Here is a 16,499-nt window from a genome sequence, read left to right on the forward strand (position 1 = left end):
AGTTGAGGCCCTGTTGGGCCGTGTTCCCCGGGGTCCCTACGAGATAGTGGTCAGGGCCGATGACGGCACCCCTCGGGTGCTGCGGAACGCTCCCCTTTTGGACGATGGCACCCCCATGCCCACCCGGTACTGGCTGGTCGGCCCCGATGATGTGCTGTGGGTGAGCCGGCTGGAGTCGGCCGGGGGGGTGGGCCGGGCCGAAGCAGCCGTCGATCCTGACGAGCTTGCCGACGCCCACCGCCGCTACGCAGCCGAGCGGGACGCCGCCATCCCCGACGGCTATGCCGGACACCGTCCCTCGGCTGGGGTGGGAGGCACCCGCCAGGGGGTCAAGTGCCTCCACGCCCACTACGCCTGGTACTTGGCCGGGGGCGACGACCCTGTCGGTCGATGGGTGGCCGGACACCTGGAAGCCGAGGATCGGGCGTGAAGTCCCCCGTGGTGGCCGCCATCGACTGTGGTACGAACTCCACTCGTCTATTGGTCAGCCGGGGCGGCACCGAGTCGCTGGAACGGCTCATGACCATCACCCGCTTGGGGGAGGGGGTGGATGAGACCGGCCGTTTGGCCCCGGGGGCCATCGGACGCACGTTGGACTGCTTGCGTCGCTACCGAGAAGTGATGGATCGACACGAGGTGGAAGCGGTGCGGATCACCGCCACGTCTGCCGCCCGGGATGCCGCCAACCGCGATGAATTGTTCGACGCTGCCGAGACTGTGATCGGCACTCGCCCCGAACTGCTGAGCGGATTGGCCGAGGGACAGCTTTCGTTTCGGGGCGCCACCGCCGAGCTGGACCCTGTCTTGGGGCCGTTCTTGGTGGTGGACTTGGGGGGCGGTTCCACCGAGCTGAGCGTGGGCACCACCGCTTGCGAGGCGGCCATGTCATTGGATGTGGGCTGTGTGCGGCTCACCGAGAAGTACCTGCACGGCGACCCGCCGCTTCCTGAGGAACTGCATGCCTGTATCTCGGTGACCGGTGCTCATCTCGACGATGTCGACCGGGAGATGCCCGCCGCCCGACAGGCCCGGACGTTCGTGGGGTTGGCCGGGACCATTTCCACCGCCGCGGCGGTGGAACAGGGGTTGCATGAATACGACCGGGACAAGATCCACCACTTTGAGCTGACCAAGGCCGCGGCTGAGGACGTGTTCCGGACGCTGGCCACTGAGTCTCGGGCTGATCGGGCTTTCAATCCGGGGCTGGAGCCGGGGCGGGTGGATGTGATCGTGGGGGGTATGGCGGTGTTGGTGAAGATCATGCGGCATTTTGGGTTTGAATCTTGTTTGGTGTCGGAGTCGGACATTTTGGATGGGATGGTTTTGAGCCTTTTGGATTGAGAGAAGGAGTAGGTTTGCGGTTGGTGCGGACTTGGGCTCGGTTTCGGGGGACTCGGGAGGGGGAGGTGCTTCGCGGGGCTCGGGTGGAGTTGCGTCCGCTGGTGGAGAGCGACTTCGCTGAATGGCAGGCGGTGCGCCGGGCCAACCGGGAGTGGCTCACCCCGTGGGAACCAAAGCCCCCCAGCACCCAGCCCGACGTGGTGGAAGACCGCTTGGCCTTCGCCGCCCGGTGCAGCGCTCGCGACCGGGAGCGCCAGATGGATGCTGGCTATGGGTTCGGAGTGTTTGCCGAGGGTCGGCTGGTGGGGGAGATGAACCTGTCTGGCGTGCAGCGGGGCCCCTTCCAGAGCGGTCATGTGGGGTATTGGATCGACCATCGCCACGCCGGACGGGAGTACGCCCCCGAGGCTCTGGTGGTGGTGCTCGACTACGCCTTCGAGACGCTGGGATTGCACCGGGTGCAGATCAATATCATCCCCCGCAACCAGGCCAGTCGTCGGGTGGTGGAGAAGCTGGGCATCCGAAACGAGGGCATCGCTCTGCGCTACCTGGAGATCAACGGCAGTTGGGAAGACCATGTTCGCTATGGCATCACCGCAGAGGAGTGGCAAGTGCGGGGACCGGAGCTGGTGGCTGGCTGGATGAGCTAGCCGGCTAGTCCGACTTGCTGATGGCCTCCTTGAGGGCCGCCACCCGCTCTTTGAATTCGGGCTGGGTCATCGACCATGCCTGGGGATCGACTTCTCGGGCCACCGCCGCCTCACTGTCGGTGATCCCACCCATATCGAGGATGGTCTGCTTCATGGCCTTGGTGAGTCCTCGGGGGGCCCGGGCCGGACGTCGGGCCAATCGGTGGGCCTCATCCAGCAGGGCATCGTCGTCCACGCATTTCCAGGCCAGTCCAATCTCAGCGGCCCGCAGTCCGTCGAGCCGCTCGCCGAACAGCACCATGGCCATGGCCGTCTGACGGTCGCAGATGTTTCGCAGCCTCCAGGTGTGGCCTCCGCCAGGGTGGATGGCTATCTGAAGGAACCGGCTCTCGAACATCGCACTGTGTCCGGCCAGGATCACGTCGCAGGCCAGCGCGAAGTTCATGCCCGCCCCCACCGCCGGGCCGTTCACCGCGGCCACCGTGGGCAGCGGGGTGTGGGCTACCCGCAGGAACCCGGCATAGATGGAGCTCAGGCGCTTGGGGTCGTCAGCGGCCAGCAGCTCGTCGAGGTTGGCGCCCGCTGAGAACGCCGGGGGCGTGCCGGTGAGCACCACCGCTCCCACCGACTCATCGGCCTCCAAGTTGTCGAACACGGCGTCGAGCTCCCCGTTCATCTCCAAGCTGACTGCATTTCGCACTTCAGGATGGTTAATGGTCACGGTGGCAACGCCGTCGTCGATCTCGCAGAGCACAAGGGCCATGCCATGACAATAGGGGTGCAGCGAATAAGTTGGCGCAGTGACCGATTCCCGGCCTCCTCGACGCGCGCGGCAAGCGCTGTCGTACCGGAATTATCGCCTGTTCATTTCCGGGGCTCTCATCTCAAACTCTGGTGTATGGGTGCAGATGCTCGCGCTGGCCTTTGTGATCGAACGCCTCACCGAGAGCGGAACCTGGGTGGGCTTGGCCGCCATGATGCAGACCTTGCCGGCGGTGTTTCTGGGGATGGTTGGCGGGGCGCTGGCCGACCGCTTCCCCCGGCGGATCATGCTGACGTTTACCAACTCGGCCCAAGCGCTGATCGCGCTGGGATTCTCGGCCATGTGGGCCGCAGGCGTCGACCGGCCGGCAGCATATATAGCCCTCGGGGTGGTTAACGGGTGCGTGAACGGCATTCAGCTTCCCGCTTGGCAGGCCTTTGTCACGGAATTAGTGCCCCGCGGCGCTCTCTTGAACGCCGTCACCTTGAACTCGGCTCAGTTCAACGCCTCTCGGGCGGTCGGGCCCATGATCGGCGGGATCGTGCTGGCGGTAGGCGGTCCTGGCTGGTGCTTCTTTACCAATTCGCTGACGTATGTGCCCGCGATCTTCGCTCTGGTGCTCATCCGGGTGCCCCGACTGGCTCCGGCGGACGGCGACAGGCCGAATGTGTTCAAAGATGCCGCCGCTGCGGTGCGCTACGCCGCCGATAATCCCGGCATTCGCTTGTCCATCCTGATTGCCGGGGTGATTGCCTTTTTCGGCCAGCCGATCATCCACCTGGTGGTGATCTTTGCCAATGACGTGTTTGAGGTGGGTGAGACCAAATATGGCATCCTGGCTGCGGCCACCGGAGTGGGAGCGATGCTCAACACTCCGTTTGTGGCCGGCAGGGGAAGTCGCGTGCCCCGCAGCCGTCTCGTGGGACTCGGCTGGCCGGTTTACGGCATCGCGCTGTTGGGATTCGCGCTTTCGCCCTACTACTGGTTGGCGGTGGTGGCACTGGCTGTATTGGGTGCATCGCACATCGCTACTGCCGCCACGCTCAATACCGTTATCCAGCTTCAGGTGGAGGAGGCCCTTCGGGCCAAGGTGTTGGCCCTGTACCTCATCACCCTGCTGGCCGGGCTGCCTCTCGGCGCCCAGCTCCAGGGTTTTCTGGCCGACGTGATCGGCCCCCGCATCGCCGTGGGCGGGGCCGGTGTTCTCTTGGCCGCCACCGCTCTGTGGTGGGTGATCAGCGGTAGAACCAAGGTCCTCGATCTGAATTAGGGCTCAAAGCAGAAACTGTCACTCCTATCGGGATACTGGGTGTATGAGAGAAATCAATGAGAAAAGCCAGGAGGGCCAGGAGGGAGAGCCCCAGGGAATGCGGGTCATTCACGGCGACAACCGGCCGCAAGAGAGCAGGACCGGCCGGTGCCTGGCCTTTGCCGAGGCAGCCCGCCAGTTGGGGATGGCGGTGCGAGGACAGGAGCTGGTTGTCCCCAGCTTTCGCAGCCCGCCCCGAGAGGTTGGTCGCCGCCGCACGCTGGCCCGCCATGGCGACGGCTCAGTGACGGTTTCGGTCATGGTCCGGAACCGCATCTGGGAAGCAGTGCTGGCTGACATGATCGAGGGCGTGGTTGCGGCCAACCAGTTGGACGGCATCGACGCCGAAGTTCTGCGCGACCAGCTCTGGGAGTCGTTGGAAGGCGAATCAGCTCGGCGAGAAGCGGCCTAAGGGCCGGTCTGACTAGCGGGACGCTGCGAACAATACGGCGGGGCCCGCGGGGGTTGGGCTCACACCGCGCGACTCGATACGGGCAAACCCGTTGTCGGTAAAGCAGCGGATCAAGTCATCGTGGTAGAGCCAGACGGCTTCTTGGGCTGTGCCACCGCAGTAGTTCCGAAACTCGTTGCGAGCATCGCCATAGTCCATGCGACGGCCCTTGTATCCGCTGACTTCAGTGGGTACTCCGTTGGGCGGGTAATCGTCGTCCGCCACATGGGTCCAAACCATAACCGTGTCGGTGAGGCTGCTGAGCTTTGCGATCAGCGTTACAGGGTCGAATTGGTGGTAGAGCATCCCGCAGGCCAGCACGGCATCGAAGGGGGGTCCGTCGTAGTCGGCGACGTAATGATTGAAGTCCCCGTAAATGAATCGCGCCTGATCGAGGTGGAAGATCTCCTTTATGACCAGGCAATGAAGCCATAGCGCCCTGGATCCCTCCACCGCGACCACCGATGCCGCGTCCGCATCGCAGAGCATTTTGGTATGGGCACCTTCAAGCGGCCCGAGTTCCAGCAGCCTCTTGCCCGCCACTCCTCCAATGGAGTTCATTAGCCACTCAATGCGCTCGTCGGTGGACAGGCCAACGGCCCCTCCCACTTTCTCCCCGTCAATCTCAAACTGGCTGATCCATCCATCGAGAACATTGAAGGAGGCGAGCGGTGAAGGCGCCGGAGTGGGGGGTTCAACATATTCGTGGCCCTCTCCGCCTAGTCGAGGGGTCAAGTGGAGTTGCTTCGGTATCTCAGGTCCAAAGCGGTCGTCGCTTTCCACATCGACCCCAAGAAGTTGGAGCTCCTGACGAGCCCGGTCAAGGGCCTCTTGCAGACGTTGGGTTTCGTTGGATGGCTTGGTGGCCTCAATTTGGCGCAGCAGCGAGGAGTAGGTCCGGTCGCGGATCACGTGGATGGGCCCAAACTTCATCGCTCAAACGTAGATGATGGTTGTGTCCTCGTGATGGAGCCAGACGGCAACCTCATTCAGAGTTCCCCTTCGGCTCTCGACAGCGCCTTTGGCTGGAGGTCGGCCTACGATAGCAAGGCCATGCTTCTCACTGAGATCGACCATGTCGCCATCGCAGTCCACGACTTGGAGCAGGCCATTTCGTTCTACGAGAAGGCTTTTGGCGCCTCGGTGGTGCATCGCGAGATCGTGGAAAACGACGGGGTGGAAGAGGCCCTGATCAAGGTGGCCGACTCTTACGTCCAGCTCACCACTGCTACCCGGGAGGATTCGCCCATCGCCAAGTTCCTGGCCAAGCGGGGCGAGGGCATCCACCACGTCGGCTATCGGGTGGACGACTGCGCCGCCGCGCTGGAGGCCATGCTTGCTGCCGGGGCCACTCCCATCGATGCTGAGCCCCGTCCCGGCTCTCGGGGAACCACCGTGGCCTTCATCCACCCCAAAGGGGCCTTGGGCACCCTCATCGAACTGGTCCAGGAATAGTTTTCTCTCCCATTCCGTAGACTGGGCCCATGGTGATGCGTCGTACGACGCTGCTGGTAGACGGCATGACTTGCTCGGCCTGCGTCGCGCAGATTGAGCGCAGCCTGTCGGCAGTTGACGGTGTGGTCGAGGCGCGAGTGAACTACGCCTCGGGCCGGGCTTCGGTGGCGTGTCGCGAGAACGTCGAGGACGCTGAATTGCAAGCCGCGGTGGTTGCCGCGGGCTACGGTGCCCGCTTCCCTGAGGGTCTCAGCGATGGTCATGCCGTGGAGCCCGCTCAAGCGCATCGGCTCATTCTCTCAGCGGCGATGGGCGCGGTGGTGGTGCTGCTGACCATGGTGGACGCGCTGGCCTTCGACATGGGTTTCCAGGCGTCGGACTGGTTGGCCGCAGTGCTGGGTGCCGCGGTGGTGTTCGGGTCGGGGTGGGGGTTCCACCGCCGGGCGTGGGCCCAACTCCAGCACCGGACTACCACTATGGACACGTTGGTGTCGGTGGGCACCGCTGCGGCATGGATCTGGTCGACGGTGGTGCTGGCCGCCCAGATCGGCGACGGCCACCTCTATTTTGAGACCGGAGCAGTGATCGTGGTGCTGATTCTGCTCGGCCGCTATCTGGAAGACCGGGCCCGCCGCCGATCGGGGGACGCCCTGCGGGCTCTGGCCGTGTTGGTGGCCCCGGTGGCCCGAATGGAGGACGGAACCGACGTCCCGGTGGCAGGCCTGGAGGTAGGCACCCGATTCGTGGTACGTCCGGGCGAGAGGATTGCCACCGACGGCGTGGTGGTGGACGGCTTGTCGGCGGTGGACATCTCCATGGTCACCGGGGAACCGGTTCCGGTGGAGGTGGGACCGGGCGACCGCGTGTTGGGCGCCTCGGTCAACGCCAACGGCTCGTTGGTGGTGGAGGCCACCAGCGTGGGTGCCGACACCGTGCTGGCCCGGATCATGCGTCTGGTAGAGCAGGCCCAGACCAACCGCACTCGCATCCAGCGGCTGGCTGATCGGATCTCCTCGGTGTTCGTGCCTGCCGCGGTGGTGATCGCGGTGGCTACGCTGATCGGCTGGCTGGCCAGCGGACAGCCAGCATCGGAGGCATTTACCGCCGCAGTGGCGGTGTTGATCGTGGCCTGTCCCTGCGCATTGGGACTGGCCACCCCGCTGGCGGTGATGGTGGGCACCGGGCGGGGATCGCAGCTCGGGATCATCATCAAGGGCGGCGAGATGCTGGAGGACACCCGACGGCTCGACACGGTGGCGTTCGACAAGACCGGTACCGTCACCGAGGCCCGCATGGAAGTGGTGGAGGTTGTTGCCCCGGGCAACGATCCCGACACGCTGTTGGGGTTGGCCGCCGCGGTGGAGTCGCGGTCGGAGCACCCCATCGGACAGGCCATCGCCTCGGCCGCCGACAACGGCCACGCGGTAACCGACTTTGAGAACCTCCCCGGCACCGGGGCAGTGGGCACGGTTGACGGCATCGAGGTTCGGGTGGGCAAGCCGGCGTTGTTCGACCACATTCCCGAGGCCGTGAGCAGAGCCGCCGCCGAGGTGGAAGCCATGGGCCGAGTGGCGGTGATGGTGGGCCGGGATTCGGTGGCCGAAGCGGTGATCACCGTGGACGACCGGTTGCGGTCCTCTGCCCCACCCGCGGTGGCCGCGCTCAAGTCTCTAGGGCTCGACACTGTGCTGTTGACCGGCGACCACCCCCGACGGGCTCAGGCGGCGGGCGATGAGCTGGGCATCGACCGGGTGATGGCAGGTGTCGGACCCGACGGCAAGGCCGACGAGATCGCCCGCCTGCAAGTTGAGGGCCGCCGGGTGGCCATGGTGGGCGACGGCATCAACGACGCTCCTGCCCTCAGCCAAGCCGACATCGGTATCGCCATCGGCACCGGGGCCGACGTGGCTGCCGAGGCCGCCGACATCACCATCATGTCGTCGGATCTGAGTGTCGTGGCCGACGCCATCGCGCTGAGCCGTCGAACCATGAACACCATCCGCGGCAATCTGTTCTGGGCCTTCGTCTACAACACCGCGGCCATTCCTCTGGCCGTCGCCGGGGTGTTGGAGCCGATTTTCGCCGCCGCAGCCATGGTTGGCTCCTCGTTGTTCGTGGTCACCAACAGCCTCCGCCTGCGCCGATTCCGGGGTGCCTAGGGCTAGTTGGGTCGCGGCCTGCGTCAGATTTCCCCAGCCAAGAAGGCCAAGAGCACCTCGTTGGTGCGCTCGGGGTCTTCTTCGGGGATGAAGTGGCCGCTGCCGGCGGGGCGGGCCCGGTAATCGGGGAAGTGGTCGATGAACGAGTCGGCGTAGGGATTGCCGTGGGGGATGTGATCGTCGGAGGGGAACCCTTCTTCGAACGCCTGAGGCATGAGGAACGCCGAATACAGGTAGAGGGCCGGATGGGGATAGGTGCGGCCGAGGTCTTCGGGGCCGAACACTGGGAAGACGCCGAAGTCGGGGTGGCTGAAGAGCAGTCCGGGATGGTGCCACATCTCGGCCACCTGGGCTGGCGTTCGATACACCAGATTGCCCTCGTCGTCGGGGAAGTGGAATGGCAGGGAATCCCGGTAGTAGGAGACGGCGTGAAAGTGGGATCCGGGTTGGTCGAACGCCGACCGATAGTGCTCCACGTCGTCGGCGTTCCAGTACCTGCTGGGGTTCCAGTCGGACATGGCCCCGCCGGGGTCTTGGGCCTCGTTGTCGGCCACCGGGGCCTTCCACGGTGAGTCGGGAGGCGGGCCATAGCTGCCCTCGACGCCGCCGAAAACCGAGTTGATGAACTCGCTGGCATGGCGCTCCCAGAACTGTTCGGCCTCGGGTTCGCACTTGAACCAGTACCCGTGGATGCCCCACGGGATCCACACCGTACACAGCGTGTCCACCAGTCCCAGCCGCGTGAACCGGTCGGGGTGCTCCAAGGCGGCCTTGAAGGCGATGATCCCGCCCCAGTCATGACCCACCAATGAGCACTGCTCAATGCCCAGGGCGTCGGCGAAGTCCCCAATGTCGCGGGCCAGCAGGTCGCGGGTGACCCGGACGCGGGGCTTGTCGGTGCCGCCGTAGCCCCGGGTGTCGGGGGCGTAGACCCGATAGTGCTCTGCCAACACCGGGATCTGGTGCCGCCACATGTGAGAGGTCTGGGGGAAGCCGTGCAGCAGCACCACCGGCGGGGCTTCCTCGTCGCCGGCCGCCAAGTAGTGGAACCGCAGACCAGCGGTTTCGATGTGGTGGGATTCGATGCTCGCCTGCTCAGCCATGGGTGCTCCGTGGGTGGTGGTTGACAACAGTGACAATAGAACCAGGGACCCTAGAACCGCGCCTGGCAGCGCACCGCATCTTCCAATGGGCGAGACTAGGGAAATGGACTACCAGTACTTGACCTACGAGACGCTGGACGACGGCAGAATCGCCCGCATCATGCTGAATCGGCCCGAGGCCCGCAACGCCCAGAACCGGGGGATGCTGGTGGAGCTCAACGAGGCCTTCCTAGTGGCCGAGGCTGACGACGACGTGCGGGTGGTGATCCTGGGCGGGGTGGGGCCCATGTTCTCGGCCGGCCACGACATGGGCACCAAAGAGAGCATCGAGGAGCGCATGCCCGGTCCCAACCAGCACCCCACCTGGCAGATGAACGGCGGGCAGCGCCGGGGCTCGGAGAAGCTGATGCTTCAGGAGTGGCACTACTTCTTCGAGAACACCAAGCGGTGGCGCAACCTGCGCAAGATCACCATTGCCCAGGTGCAGGGACCGGTGCTGGCCGCCGGGCTGATGCTCATGTGGAGTTGCGATCTGATCGTGGGTGCCGAGGACGCCTCTTTCGCCGATGTGGTGGGCACCCGGCTGGGCATGATGGGGGTGGAGTACTTCGCCCATCCCTGGGAGTTCGGCCCCCGCAAGACCAAAGAGCTGTTGCTCACCGGCGACTCCATCGACGTCCACGAGGCCCATGCCATGGGCATGGTGTCCAAAGTGTTCCCCAACGAGACCCTAAACGAGCAGACCCTGGAGTTCGCCCAGCGCATCGCCGCGGTGCCCACCATGGCCGCGTTGCTGATCAAAGAGGCGGTGAACCAGACCATGGACGCCCAAGGCTTCAATACCGCCTTGTCGGCGTGTTTCACCCTTCACCAGCTCAACCACTCCCACTGGGCCTCCATCACCAACGGCGAGTGGTGGATCGCAACCGAGGAGCATGGCGTGCCCCACTGGAAAAACGCTCCCAAAGTCCAACCGGCGGCCAAGACCTCACCCGGCGGCGGCTGACCGGGCAATCAGGAGATAATACGACCGTGATCCCAGAGCGCTATTCCCCCTACGAGACCCGGCTGCGGGCGGGTGCGGTGGACTTCACACCGGTGCCCGGCAATGTGGCCGCCAACCTGGACAAGATCACCGATTGGATTGCCAAGGCCGCCGAGGCGGGGGTGGGCTTGCTGGTCTTCCCTGAAGAGGCGCTGACCGGGGCGATCCATTGCGACGAATGCGAACGTCTAGGGGGACCGTGTGACCTGCACCGGTCACTGGCTGAGACCGTGCCCGGGCCGTCGACTGAAGCCCTGGCCCGTTCGGCTGACGACCACGACATGTACCTGGTGGTGGGAATGATCGAACAGGACCCCGACGATCCCGACGCCCTCTACAACGCCGCCGCAGTGATCGGACCCGAGGGAATCCTCGGGACCTATCGCAAACTGCACCTGGGCTCGCTTCCGTTCGTGACTGAAGGAGTGTCGTTTCGGCCCGGATCTGAACTGGACGTCTTCGAGACCCGCTACGGCCCCATCGGGGTGCAGATCTGCTACGACTTCTGGCTTAACCCCGAGGGCAGTCGCCTTCTGGCCCTGCAAGGGGCCAGGATCATCGTCAATCCCACCGCCGCCTTCGCGGGCGGGCCGGACAAGGTGGAGTCCATGCGCCGGGTGGCCGCGACCCGGGGGCAGGAGAACTTCGTCTTCACCATCTCGTCCAACCAGGTGGGCGGCATCGACCTCGGCGAGAGCCTGGAGGACAGCTTCGATGGGGCGCTGCCCGCCAACTACGCCGGGCACAGTCTCATCTGCGGTCCCGACTTTCCCGACTTCAGCCACATCTACGCTGAGGGAGGCGACACCGAGGGCTTGGTGGTCGCCGACTTAGACTTCGAGGCGCTGCACCGCTGGGACGACGTGTGCCCGTGGCGGCAATGGCGGGCCACCCACCAGTCGGGCACCTCGGAGTTGTTCGCCACCGAATTCGCCAAACTAGTCCACGGCCCACCGGCCCAATAGCGAGGGAGCGCCATGAGCACAGAACCCAAGGTGCTGAAGTTCGACGACATCGAGTGGGTGGACGAGTCCGCCAACACTGATGCCCCCAAGGAGCTGATCGAAGAGGCCAAGAAGCTCGGTGCCGGGCGCAAGCGAGTGGCCCAGGGGGAGGGGGGTTTCTGGTGCCAATACAGCACTATGCCCGCCGGCTACCACGTCCCTCCCCACAGCCATGACCAGAACGAGCTGTTGATCGTGGTGTCGGGCGGGTGCGAGGTGTGGCCCAACGGCGCCGATGCCCCGTCGATGGAGCTGGGGCCGAAGGACTCGGTCATCCTGGCTGCCAACCACAAGTACTCCTTCACCTGCGGACCCAACGGCATGGAGTTCTTCGTGATGCGCCCCGGCGACGCGGCAGCATCGTTCAACCAGTCCTGACCCACAAAGGAGCCGATCCGCAACCGGCTACTAGGGTGCCCGCCATGGGAAACCGTCTTGAAGGCAAAGTGGCAATTGTGACCGGGTCGGGGGGTGGCATCGGACGAGAGCATGCCCACCTGCTGGCCTCTGAGGGAGCCAAGGTGCTCGTCAACGACCTGGGCATTCGCAAGACCCCCGACGGGGTGGCGGCCAACGCCGAACGGGTGGCGGGGGAGATCAACGACGCCGGGGGCGAGGCAGTGGCCAGCAGCACGTCGGCCACCTGGGACGGCGCAGCCGAGATCGTGCAGCAGGCGGTGGACGCCTTCGGCCGCCTCGACATCTTGATCAACAACGCCACCGCCGGGCGCAACAACGACATCTGGCGCTTCACCGAGGAGGAGTGGGATCTCACCGTGAACGTCAACCTCAAGGGCTATTTCGCCATGATCAAGCACGCGGCGCCCCATCTGGTGCAGCAGGACACCAGCGTGATCGTCAACACCAGTTCGGGTTCGGGCTTCGGCCACCCGTCGCACTGTGCCTATTCGGCGGCCAAAGAGGGCGTGATCGGCCTGACCCGCACCGCGGCGCGGGAGCTGGGCCGCTTCGGGGTGCGGTGCAACGCCATCCGGCCCCGAGCCGAGGGGGCGTCCACCGCGGAGTACGCCATCCGCACCGCCCGGTGGACCGATCTCATGGCCCTCACCATGGCCCCCCGGGGAGCCGCCTCCGCCCCTGCCCCCGACACCAGCCCTGAAGCCCTGGCCCCCCGCAAGATCGCCCCGCTGGTGGTGTGGCTGTGTACCGACGCTGCCCGCCACGTGACCGGGCGCACCTTCCACATCTCCGGCGACATCGTGAGCCGCCTGAGCGAGCCGGAGCGGGAGCTGGCCGTCTACCAGGACGACGGTCTCACCCTCAACGCCCTCGACGCCTACCACGGCCGCCACCTCACCGAGGACCTGACCAACGACTACCTCCTAGAGGACCGCCCCGACCTCCAAGTCTTCGAGCGGTAGCCCAGATTGACCTTGCTGTGGTCGGAGAGCGGGTTAGGGGATGGAGCCTCGGGGGGCTATCCATTCGCTGGGTTGCTGGGTTATCGAGGCGATGCGGTCGTAGTCGGCGTCGTAGTGCAGGACGGTGACTGCTTTGAGCTCTGCCACGGCGGCGATTAGGAGGTCGGGCAGGGGTATTCGGTGCTGGCCGAGATGGGCTAGCTGGTGCTGGACTTCGATGGCTCGATCGGTCACTTGCTCGGTGATGGGGTAGGACATCAGCGAGCGGCGCTCGGAGAGGATGGCCTCGTAGTCGGCTAGGGATCGGGCGCTGTAGAGGATCTCAAGGTCGATGATCGGACATGTGGCGATCAAACCTTCAACCAGAAGCGGGCCGAGGCGGTGGCCTACCGGCGGATGGTCGAATCGGGTGAGGGCACTCTTGTCGGCAAGGTACAGGGGAGCTAGCGCCATGCGCCCTGCATGATCTCTTCGTCGCTTAGGTCTGTTCCTCGGCCAGTTTCCAGTCGGCGCAAGTGCTGTCGGCGGAGTTCGGTGTCGAGCAATTGCCGCAATGCCGTGTTGACAGCCTCCTTCATGGTGGCCACACCGATCAGTTCTCGTACCTCCGCTAGGAGGGCGTCATCAATGTCAACCAGGCGCTTCGTCACGGCCCATGAGTATATCCAGTCGTGGTACCAATAGATATACTTAATTCGGCTAGAACCGCTTCTAGACCTCGCGGCATGGGGATGTCCGAGGTTATGTCTTCCTGCTGAGATGGCTGATGGCGTTGGCTACGCTGGGGGGCGATGAGAACGGTCGGTTCATGATCACCGGGATGAACCATGCGGTGCTGTATGTGCGCGATGCACGGCGCCAGCAGGAGTTCTATGCCGATGTGCTGGGGTTTGAGACCATCATTGACGAACCGGGCCAGTTCGTGTTTATGCGGGCCCCGGCGTCGGAAAACCACCACGACATCGCCTTCTTCTCCATCGGCGACGGGGCTGAGCCGTCGGCGGCCGGGCGTCGTTCGGTGGGGATGTACCACATTGCCTGGGAGGTGCCCACCCTGGAGGAGTTGGTCGACATCCGCCAGCGGCTGGTGGATGCGGGCGCCTTCTACGGTGAGAGCGACCACGGGGCCAACAAAAGCCTTTACGCCAAAGACCCCGATGGGCTGGAGTTCGAGGTGATGTGGCTGGTGCCGGCCGAGCATTGGGGCGACGAGGAGAACGAGGCCATCATCCGCCCTCTGAATCTTGCTGAGGAGCAGCGCCGTTTTGCCGGGCTGGCGGCAGACGACTAGATAATCGAGACCATCGTTATGAACTTCACCAACCAGTACTGCTACTTCTACGAAGACGACCTGTTCGTGGACACCGATCGGGATGGCTTCCGCCGTCGGGTCATCACCGGAGACGGCCTCCAGCTCTGCTTCTGGCGCATCGCTGGTGGGGCCACCGGGTCGTTCCTGCACCGTCACGAAGATCACGAGCAGCTCGGGATCATCGTTCGGGGCAAGCTCGACTTCCGAATCAACGACGATCCCGACAGCACCGAGCGGGTGGTGCTGGGCGAGGGCGAGGCATATATCGCGCCCAAGGGGGTGTGGCACGGCGACTCGGTGTTCATCGGCGACGATGAGTATGGGGAGTGCTGGATCCTCGACGTGTTCGCCCCACCCCGTGACGATCTACTCGCCGGTTAGGCCATGTCCGATTCCCGCTCCGGACCAGTAGAGAGCTAGCCCATGTCCGACTGGCGGCTGGCGGTTGACATCGGGGGCACATTCACCGACGCGGTGCTGTTGGACGCCGCCAGCGGGGAGGTAACCGTCAATAAGGCCCTCACCACTCCGGCCGCCCCCCTCGAAGGGGTGCAGGCCGCGGTGGGCCAGCTCTTGCGGCGAGCTGAGGTGGCTCCCGGTGAGATCACTGCTCCCATCGTCCACGCCACCACGCTGATCACCAACGCCCTCATCGAGAACAAGACGGGCAGGGCCGCCCTGGTTACCACCACCGGTTTCGGCGACACCCTGTTGATCCGCGACGAGCACCGCTACGACATGTACGACCTCCAGATCGAGTTTCCCGATCCGCCCATCAGCCGGGAGCTCACCTTCGAGATCGACGAGCGCATCGCTGCCACCGGGGAGGTGCTGGTGGTGCCGTCGGCGGCCAGCATGGCCGCGCTGGTGCGAGAGCTGGAGGCGGCCGGCGTCGAATCGGTAGCGGTTTGCCTGCTCAACTCATACGTCAACCCGGCCAACGAGCGGCTGCTGGCTGATGAGCTGCGCCGGGAGCTGGGAGTGCCAGTGTGCGCCTCGGCCGACATCTCGCCCCAGATCAGGGAGTACCCCCGCATGATCACCGCGGCCTGCAACGCGGCAACCATGCCCATCATTGGGCCATATCTGGATGAGCTTCAGAAGTGGCTGTCGGCCGAGGGCTTCGGCGGTTCGGTGCTGATGATGCTGTCTAATGGCGGGGTGGTGTCGGCCGATGACGCGGCTGCCGCTCCGATCCGGCTGGTGGAATCTGGGCCGGCCGCCGGCGCTCTGGCCGCCCGGTGGTTTGCCCGCCGCATGGGGGAGGAGAGATTGCTGGCCTTCGACATGGGGGGCACGACCGCCAAGGCCACCCTGGTGGAGGAAGGAGAGCCGGCGCTCACCAACACCTTCGAGGTGGCCCGGCGGTACCGGTTCAAGAAGGGGTCGGGCTTTCCGGTGTCGGTGCCCTCGGTCGACTTGGTGGAGATCGGCGCGGGGGGCGGCAGCCTGGCCCACCTCGACCAGTTCGGCCTGCTCAAGGTGGGTCCTGAGTCGTCGGGGGCCGATCCTGGTCCGGCGTGCTACGGCCAGGGCGGCGATCAACCGGCGGTGACCGACGCCGACGTGGTGTTGGGCCTGCTAGACCCCGATGCCTTCCTGGGTGGCGACATGCCTTTGGATGCCGGGCTGGCGCAGTCCGCCGTCGAGTCATTGGCCGACGGTCTGGGGCTCTCGATCACCGACACCGCGGCGGGGATGTACGAGGTGGTCAGCCAGAACATGGCCTCCGCCGCCCGCATGCACGCGGTGGAGCGAGGGGTGGATCTGCGGGGGGTCACCGTGCTGGCTTTCGGAGGGGCCGGGCCGCCCCACGCCTGCCGGGTAGCCGAGCTGCTGGACTCGGATCGGGTGGTGTTCCCGGTCAACGCCAGCGTGCTGTCGGCGTTCGGGACCCTGGTGTCGCCGGTGCGCATCGACCTGGCTCGCTCCATGCCGGTGAAGCTGGCCGAGGTGGCAGCCTCGGAGCGGGACGGTCTGCTGGACGAGCTCCGGGAAGAAGGCCGCCGGGTGCTGCTCAGCGCTGGCGTGCCCGAGGCCGACATCAGATTCCGCTACGGCATCGATGCCCGCTACGCCGGCCAAGGCAATGAGATCACCGTCTGGGTGGGAGAAGGGGACGCCTGGGAGGCCGCTGACGCCGACGTGGTGGGGGCGTTCGAGGCCGAATACCGCCGCATCTACGGCATGACGATCGACGACGTGCCTATCGAAGTGGTCACCTGGCGCCTGTCGGCCAGAGCCGACCCGGCCGAGATCGCTGATTCCGAATTGCCGCCAACCGCCGCCGACCGCTCTCCCGAGCCGGTATCCACCCGTACCGCGGTATTCGGCCGAGAGGAAGACGCGATCAAAGTTCCGGTCTACCGACGGGCCGATCTGGCGGTCGGCATGTCCTTTGCCGGCCCGGCCCTGGTGGAGGAGCGGGAGACGACGTCGATCATTCGTCCCGGATGGGAGGTATCGGTTTCCTACGACGCTTGTCTCGTCGCGGTTCGCGGTCAAATACCGACTCAAAAATGACG

The 16,499-nt window shown here is 65.2% G+C and carries 19 protein-coding genes; 14 read left to right on the forward strand and 5 right to left on the reverse strand.

Going from position 1 to position 16,499, the window contains the following annotated elements:
* Nucleotides 1-13: 13 nt before the first annotated feature.
* From ACOQPI_RS06825 to ACOQPI_RS06835, 3 genes are read left to right on the forward strand one after another with little or no spacing between them, the layout of a single operon-like run.
* Nucleotides 14-430, forward strand: coding sequence for a DUF501 domain-containing protein (locus ACOQPI_RS06825; protein ID WP_420618926.1), 417 nt, complete (start codon nucleotides 14-16; stop codon nucleotides 428-430).
* A complete protein-coding gene (locus ACOQPI_RS06830; protein ID WP_420618927.1) occupies nucleotides 427-1,341 on the forward strand; it encodes an exopolyphosphatase in 915 nt (304 codons plus the stop codon). The genes ACOQPI_RS06825 and ACOQPI_RS06830 overlap by 4 nt, the downstream gene beginning before the upstream one ends.
* 23 nt (nucleotides 1,342-1,364) lie before the next feature.
* Entirely contained in the window at nucleotides 1,365-1,991 is a 627-nt protein-coding gene (locus ACOQPI_RS06835; protein ID WP_420621001.1) for a GNAT family N-acetyltransferase, read from the forward strand.
* Nucleotides 1,992-1,995: 4 nt separating this feature from the next.
* Here ACOQPI_RS06835 and ACOQPI_RS06840 read toward each other — a convergent pair whose 3' ends face one another.
* Nucleotides 1,996-2,754: an enoyl-CoA hydratase-related protein gene (locus tag ACOQPI_RS06840; RefSeq protein WP_420618928.1), complete on the reverse strand. Its 759-nt coding sequence runs from the start codon at nucleotides 2,752-2,754 to the stop codon at nucleotides 1,996-1,998.
* Between the two features lie 37 nt (nucleotides 2,755-2,791).
* Between ACOQPI_RS06840 and ACOQPI_RS06845 the strand changes: the two genes are divergently transcribed.
* Together ACOQPI_RS06845 and ACOQPI_RS06850 are read left to right on the forward strand one after the other, a co-directional pair.
* Nucleotides 2,792-4,024 carry an MFS transporter gene (locus ACOQPI_RS06845; protein ID WP_420618929.1) on the forward strand — a complete coding sequence of 411 codons (1,233 nt, stop codon included), beginning with the start codon at nucleotides 2,792-2,794 and terminating at the stop codon, nucleotides 4,022-4,024.
* Between the two features lie 43 nt (nucleotides 4,025-4,067).
* Nucleotides 4,068-4,475: a hypothetical protein gene (locus ACOQPI_RS06850; RefSeq protein WP_420618930.1), complete on the forward strand. Its 408-nt coding sequence runs from the start codon at nucleotides 4,068-4,070 to the stop codon at nucleotides 4,473-4,475.
* A gap of 12 nt (nucleotides 4,476-4,487) precedes the next feature.
* On the opposite strand, the gene ACOQPI_RS06855 is transcribed toward ACOQPI_RS06850, so the two are convergent.
* Nucleotides 4,488-5,447 (reverse strand): hypothetical protein, encoded by a 960-nt coding sequence (locus ACOQPI_RS06855; RefSeq protein WP_420618931.1) that lies wholly within the window; start codon nucleotides 5,445-5,447, stop codon nucleotides 4,488-4,490.
* Between the two features lie 120 nt (nucleotides 5,448-5,567).
* On the opposite strand from ACOQPI_RS06855, the gene mce reads away from it, so the two are divergent.
* Together mce and ACOQPI_RS06865 are read left to right on the forward strand one after the other, a co-directional pair.
* Entirely contained in the window at nucleotides 5,568-5,969 is a 402-nt protein-coding gene (gene mce / locus ACOQPI_RS06860) for a methylmalonyl-CoA epimerase (protein WP_420618932.1), read from the forward strand.
* 29 nt (nucleotides 5,970-5,998) lie between these two features.
* The gene (locus ACOQPI_RS06865; protein ID WP_420618933.1) at nucleotides 5,999-8,128 is read left to right on the forward strand and encodes a heavy metal translocating P-type ATPase; all 2,130 of its coding nucleotides are present in this window, start codon (nucleotides 5,999-6,001) and stop codon (nucleotides 8,126-8,128) included.
* A gap of 23 nt (nucleotides 8,129-8,151) precedes the next feature.
* Here the strand turns inward: ACOQPI_RS06865 and ACOQPI_RS06870 are convergent, their stop codons facing one another.
* Nucleotides 8,152-9,231: an alpha/beta fold hydrolase gene (locus ACOQPI_RS06870; protein WP_420618934.1), complete on the reverse strand. Its 1,080-nt coding sequence runs from the start codon at nucleotides 9,229-9,231 to the stop codon at nucleotides 8,152-8,154.
* Nucleotides 9,232-9,316: 85 nt separating this feature from the next.
* Between ACOQPI_RS06870 and ACOQPI_RS06875 the strand changes: the two genes are divergently transcribed.
* Genes ACOQPI_RS06875 through ACOQPI_RS06890 form a run of 4 tightly spaced genes read left to right on the forward strand, consistent with a single transcriptional unit; the run spans nucleotide 9,317 to nucleotide 12,662 of the window.
* On the forward strand, nucleotides 9,317-10,237 hold the full coding sequence (locus ACOQPI_RS06875) for an enoyl-CoA hydratase (protein ID WP_420618935.1): 921 nt from the start codon (nucleotides 9,317-9,319) through the stop codon (nucleotides 10,235-10,237).
* Between the two features lie 26 nt (nucleotides 10,238-10,263).
* Nucleotides 10,264-11,241: a carbon-nitrogen hydrolase family protein gene (locus tag ACOQPI_RS06880; protein WP_420618936.1), complete on the forward strand. Its 978-nt coding sequence runs from the start codon at nucleotides 10,264-10,266 to the stop codon at nucleotides 11,239-11,241.
* A gap of 12 nt (nucleotides 11,242-11,253) precedes the next feature.
* A complete protein-coding gene (locus ACOQPI_RS06885; protein WP_420618937.1) occupies nucleotides 11,254-11,658 on the forward strand; it encodes a cupin domain-containing protein in 405 nt (134 codons plus the stop codon).
* 44 nt (nucleotides 11,659-11,702) lie between these two features.
* The gene (locus ACOQPI_RS06890) at nucleotides 11,703-12,662 is read left to right on the forward strand and encodes an SDR family NAD(P)-dependent oxidoreductase (RefSeq protein WP_420618938.1); all 960 of its coding nucleotides are present in this window, start codon (nucleotides 11,703-11,705) and stop codon (nucleotides 12,660-12,662) included.
* A gap of 33 nt (nucleotides 12,663-12,695) precedes the next feature.
* On the opposite strand, the gene ACOQPI_RS06895 is transcribed toward ACOQPI_RS06890, so the two are convergent.
* Together ACOQPI_RS06895 and ACOQPI_RS06900 are read right to left on the reverse strand one after the other, a co-directional pair.
* A complete protein-coding gene (locus tag ACOQPI_RS06895; RefSeq protein WP_420618939.1) occupies nucleotides 12,696-13,115 on the reverse strand; it encodes a PIN domain nuclease in 420 nt (139 codons plus the stop codon).
* Nucleotides 13,106-13,312 (reverse strand): type II toxin-antitoxin system VapB family antitoxin, encoded by a 207-nt coding sequence (locus ACOQPI_RS06900; protein WP_420618940.1) that lies wholly within the window; start codon nucleotides 13,310-13,312, stop codon nucleotides 13,106-13,108. Before ACOQPI_RS06900 ends, ACOQPI_RS06895 begins: the two co-directional genes overlap by 10 nt.
* A 116-nt stretch (nucleotides 13,313-13,428) precedes the next feature.
* Between ACOQPI_RS06900 and ACOQPI_RS06905 the strand changes: the two genes are divergently transcribed.
* The 3 genes from ACOQPI_RS06905 to ACOQPI_RS06915 are packed head-to-tail and all read left to right on the forward strand — an operon-like array spanning nucleotide 13,429 to nucleotide 16,497.
* Nucleotides 13,429-13,953, forward strand: coding sequence for a VOC family protein (locus tag ACOQPI_RS06905; protein WP_420618941.1), 525 nt, complete (start codon nucleotides 13,429-13,431; stop codon nucleotides 13,951-13,953).
* Between the two features lie 18 nt (nucleotides 13,954-13,971).
* Nucleotides 13,972-14,355, forward strand: a complete 384-nt coding sequence (locus ACOQPI_RS06910; protein ID WP_420618942.1) for a cupin domain-containing protein — start codon at nucleotides 13,972-13,974, stop codon at nucleotides 14,353-14,355.
* Between the two features lie 42 nt (nucleotides 14,356-14,397).
* The gene (locus ACOQPI_RS06915) at nucleotides 14,398-16,497 is read left to right on the forward strand and encodes a hydantoinase/oxoprolinase family protein (RefSeq protein ID WP_420618943.1); all 2,100 of its coding nucleotides are present in this window, start codon (nucleotides 14,398-14,400) and stop codon (nucleotides 16,495-16,497) included.
* The last annotated feature ends 2 nt before the right edge of the window (nucleotides 16,498-16,499 follow it).

Origin of the sequence: Candidatus Poriferisocius sp., assembly GCF_965219815.1 — a bacterium.
Classification (GTDB): Bacteria; Actinomycetota; Acidimicrobiia; order Acidimicrobiales; family Bin134; genus Poriferisocius.

Bases quoted from the DNA above. Each gene is read 5' to 3' on its own strand.
- ACOQPI_RS06890 (WP_420618938.1), top strand. From the start codon at position 11,703: ATGGGAAACCGTCTTGAAGGCAAAGTGGCAATTGTGACCGGGTCGGGG.
- ACOQPI_RS06915 (WP_420618943.1), top strand. From the start codon at position 14,398: ATGTCCGACTGGCGGCTGGCGGTTGACATCGGGGGCACATTCACCGAC.
- ACOQPI_RS06910 (WP_420618942.1), top strand. From the start codon at position 13,972: ATGAACTTCACCAACCAGTACTGCTACTTCTACGAAGACGACCTGTTC.
- ACOQPI_RS06840 (WP_420618928.1), bottom strand. From the start codon at position 2,754: ATGGCCCTTGTGCTCTGCGAGATCGACGACGGCGTTGCCACCGTGACC.
- ACOQPI_RS06870 (WP_420618934.1), bottom strand. From the start codon at position 9,231: ATGGCTGAGCAGGCGAGCATCGAATCCCACCACATCGAAACCGCTGGT.
- ACOQPI_RS06895 (WP_420618939.1), bottom strand. From the start codon at position 13,115: ATGGCGCTAGCTCCCCTGTACCTTGCCGACAAGAGTGCCCTCACCCGA.
- ACOQPI_RS06885 (WP_420618937.1), top strand. From the start codon at position 11,254: ATGAGCACAGAACCCAAGGTGCTGAAGTTCGACGACATCGAGTGGGTG.
- ACOQPI_RS06905 (WP_420618941.1), top strand. From the start codon at position 13,429: ATGGCGTTGGCTACGCTGGGGGGCGATGAGAACGGTCGGTTCATGATC.
- ACOQPI_RS06855 (WP_420618931.1), bottom strand. From the start codon at position 5,447: ATGAAGTTTGGGCCCATCCACGTGATCCGCGACCGGACCTACTCCTCG.
- ACOQPI_RS06875 (WP_420618935.1), top strand. From the start codon at position 9,317: ATGGGCGAGACTAGGGAAATGGACTACCAGTACTTGACCTACGAGACG.
- ACOQPI_RS06865 (WP_420618933.1), top strand. From the start codon at position 5,999: ATGGTGATGCGTCGTACGACGCTGCTGGTAGACGGCATGACTTGCTCG.
- ACOQPI_RS06850 (WP_420618930.1), top strand. From the start codon at position 4,068: ATGAGAGAAATCAATGAGAAAAGCCAGGAGGGCCAGGAGGGAGAGCCC.
- mce (WP_420618932.1), top strand. From the start codon at position 5,568: ATGCTTCTCACTGAGATCGACCATGTCGCCATCGCAGTCCACGACTTG.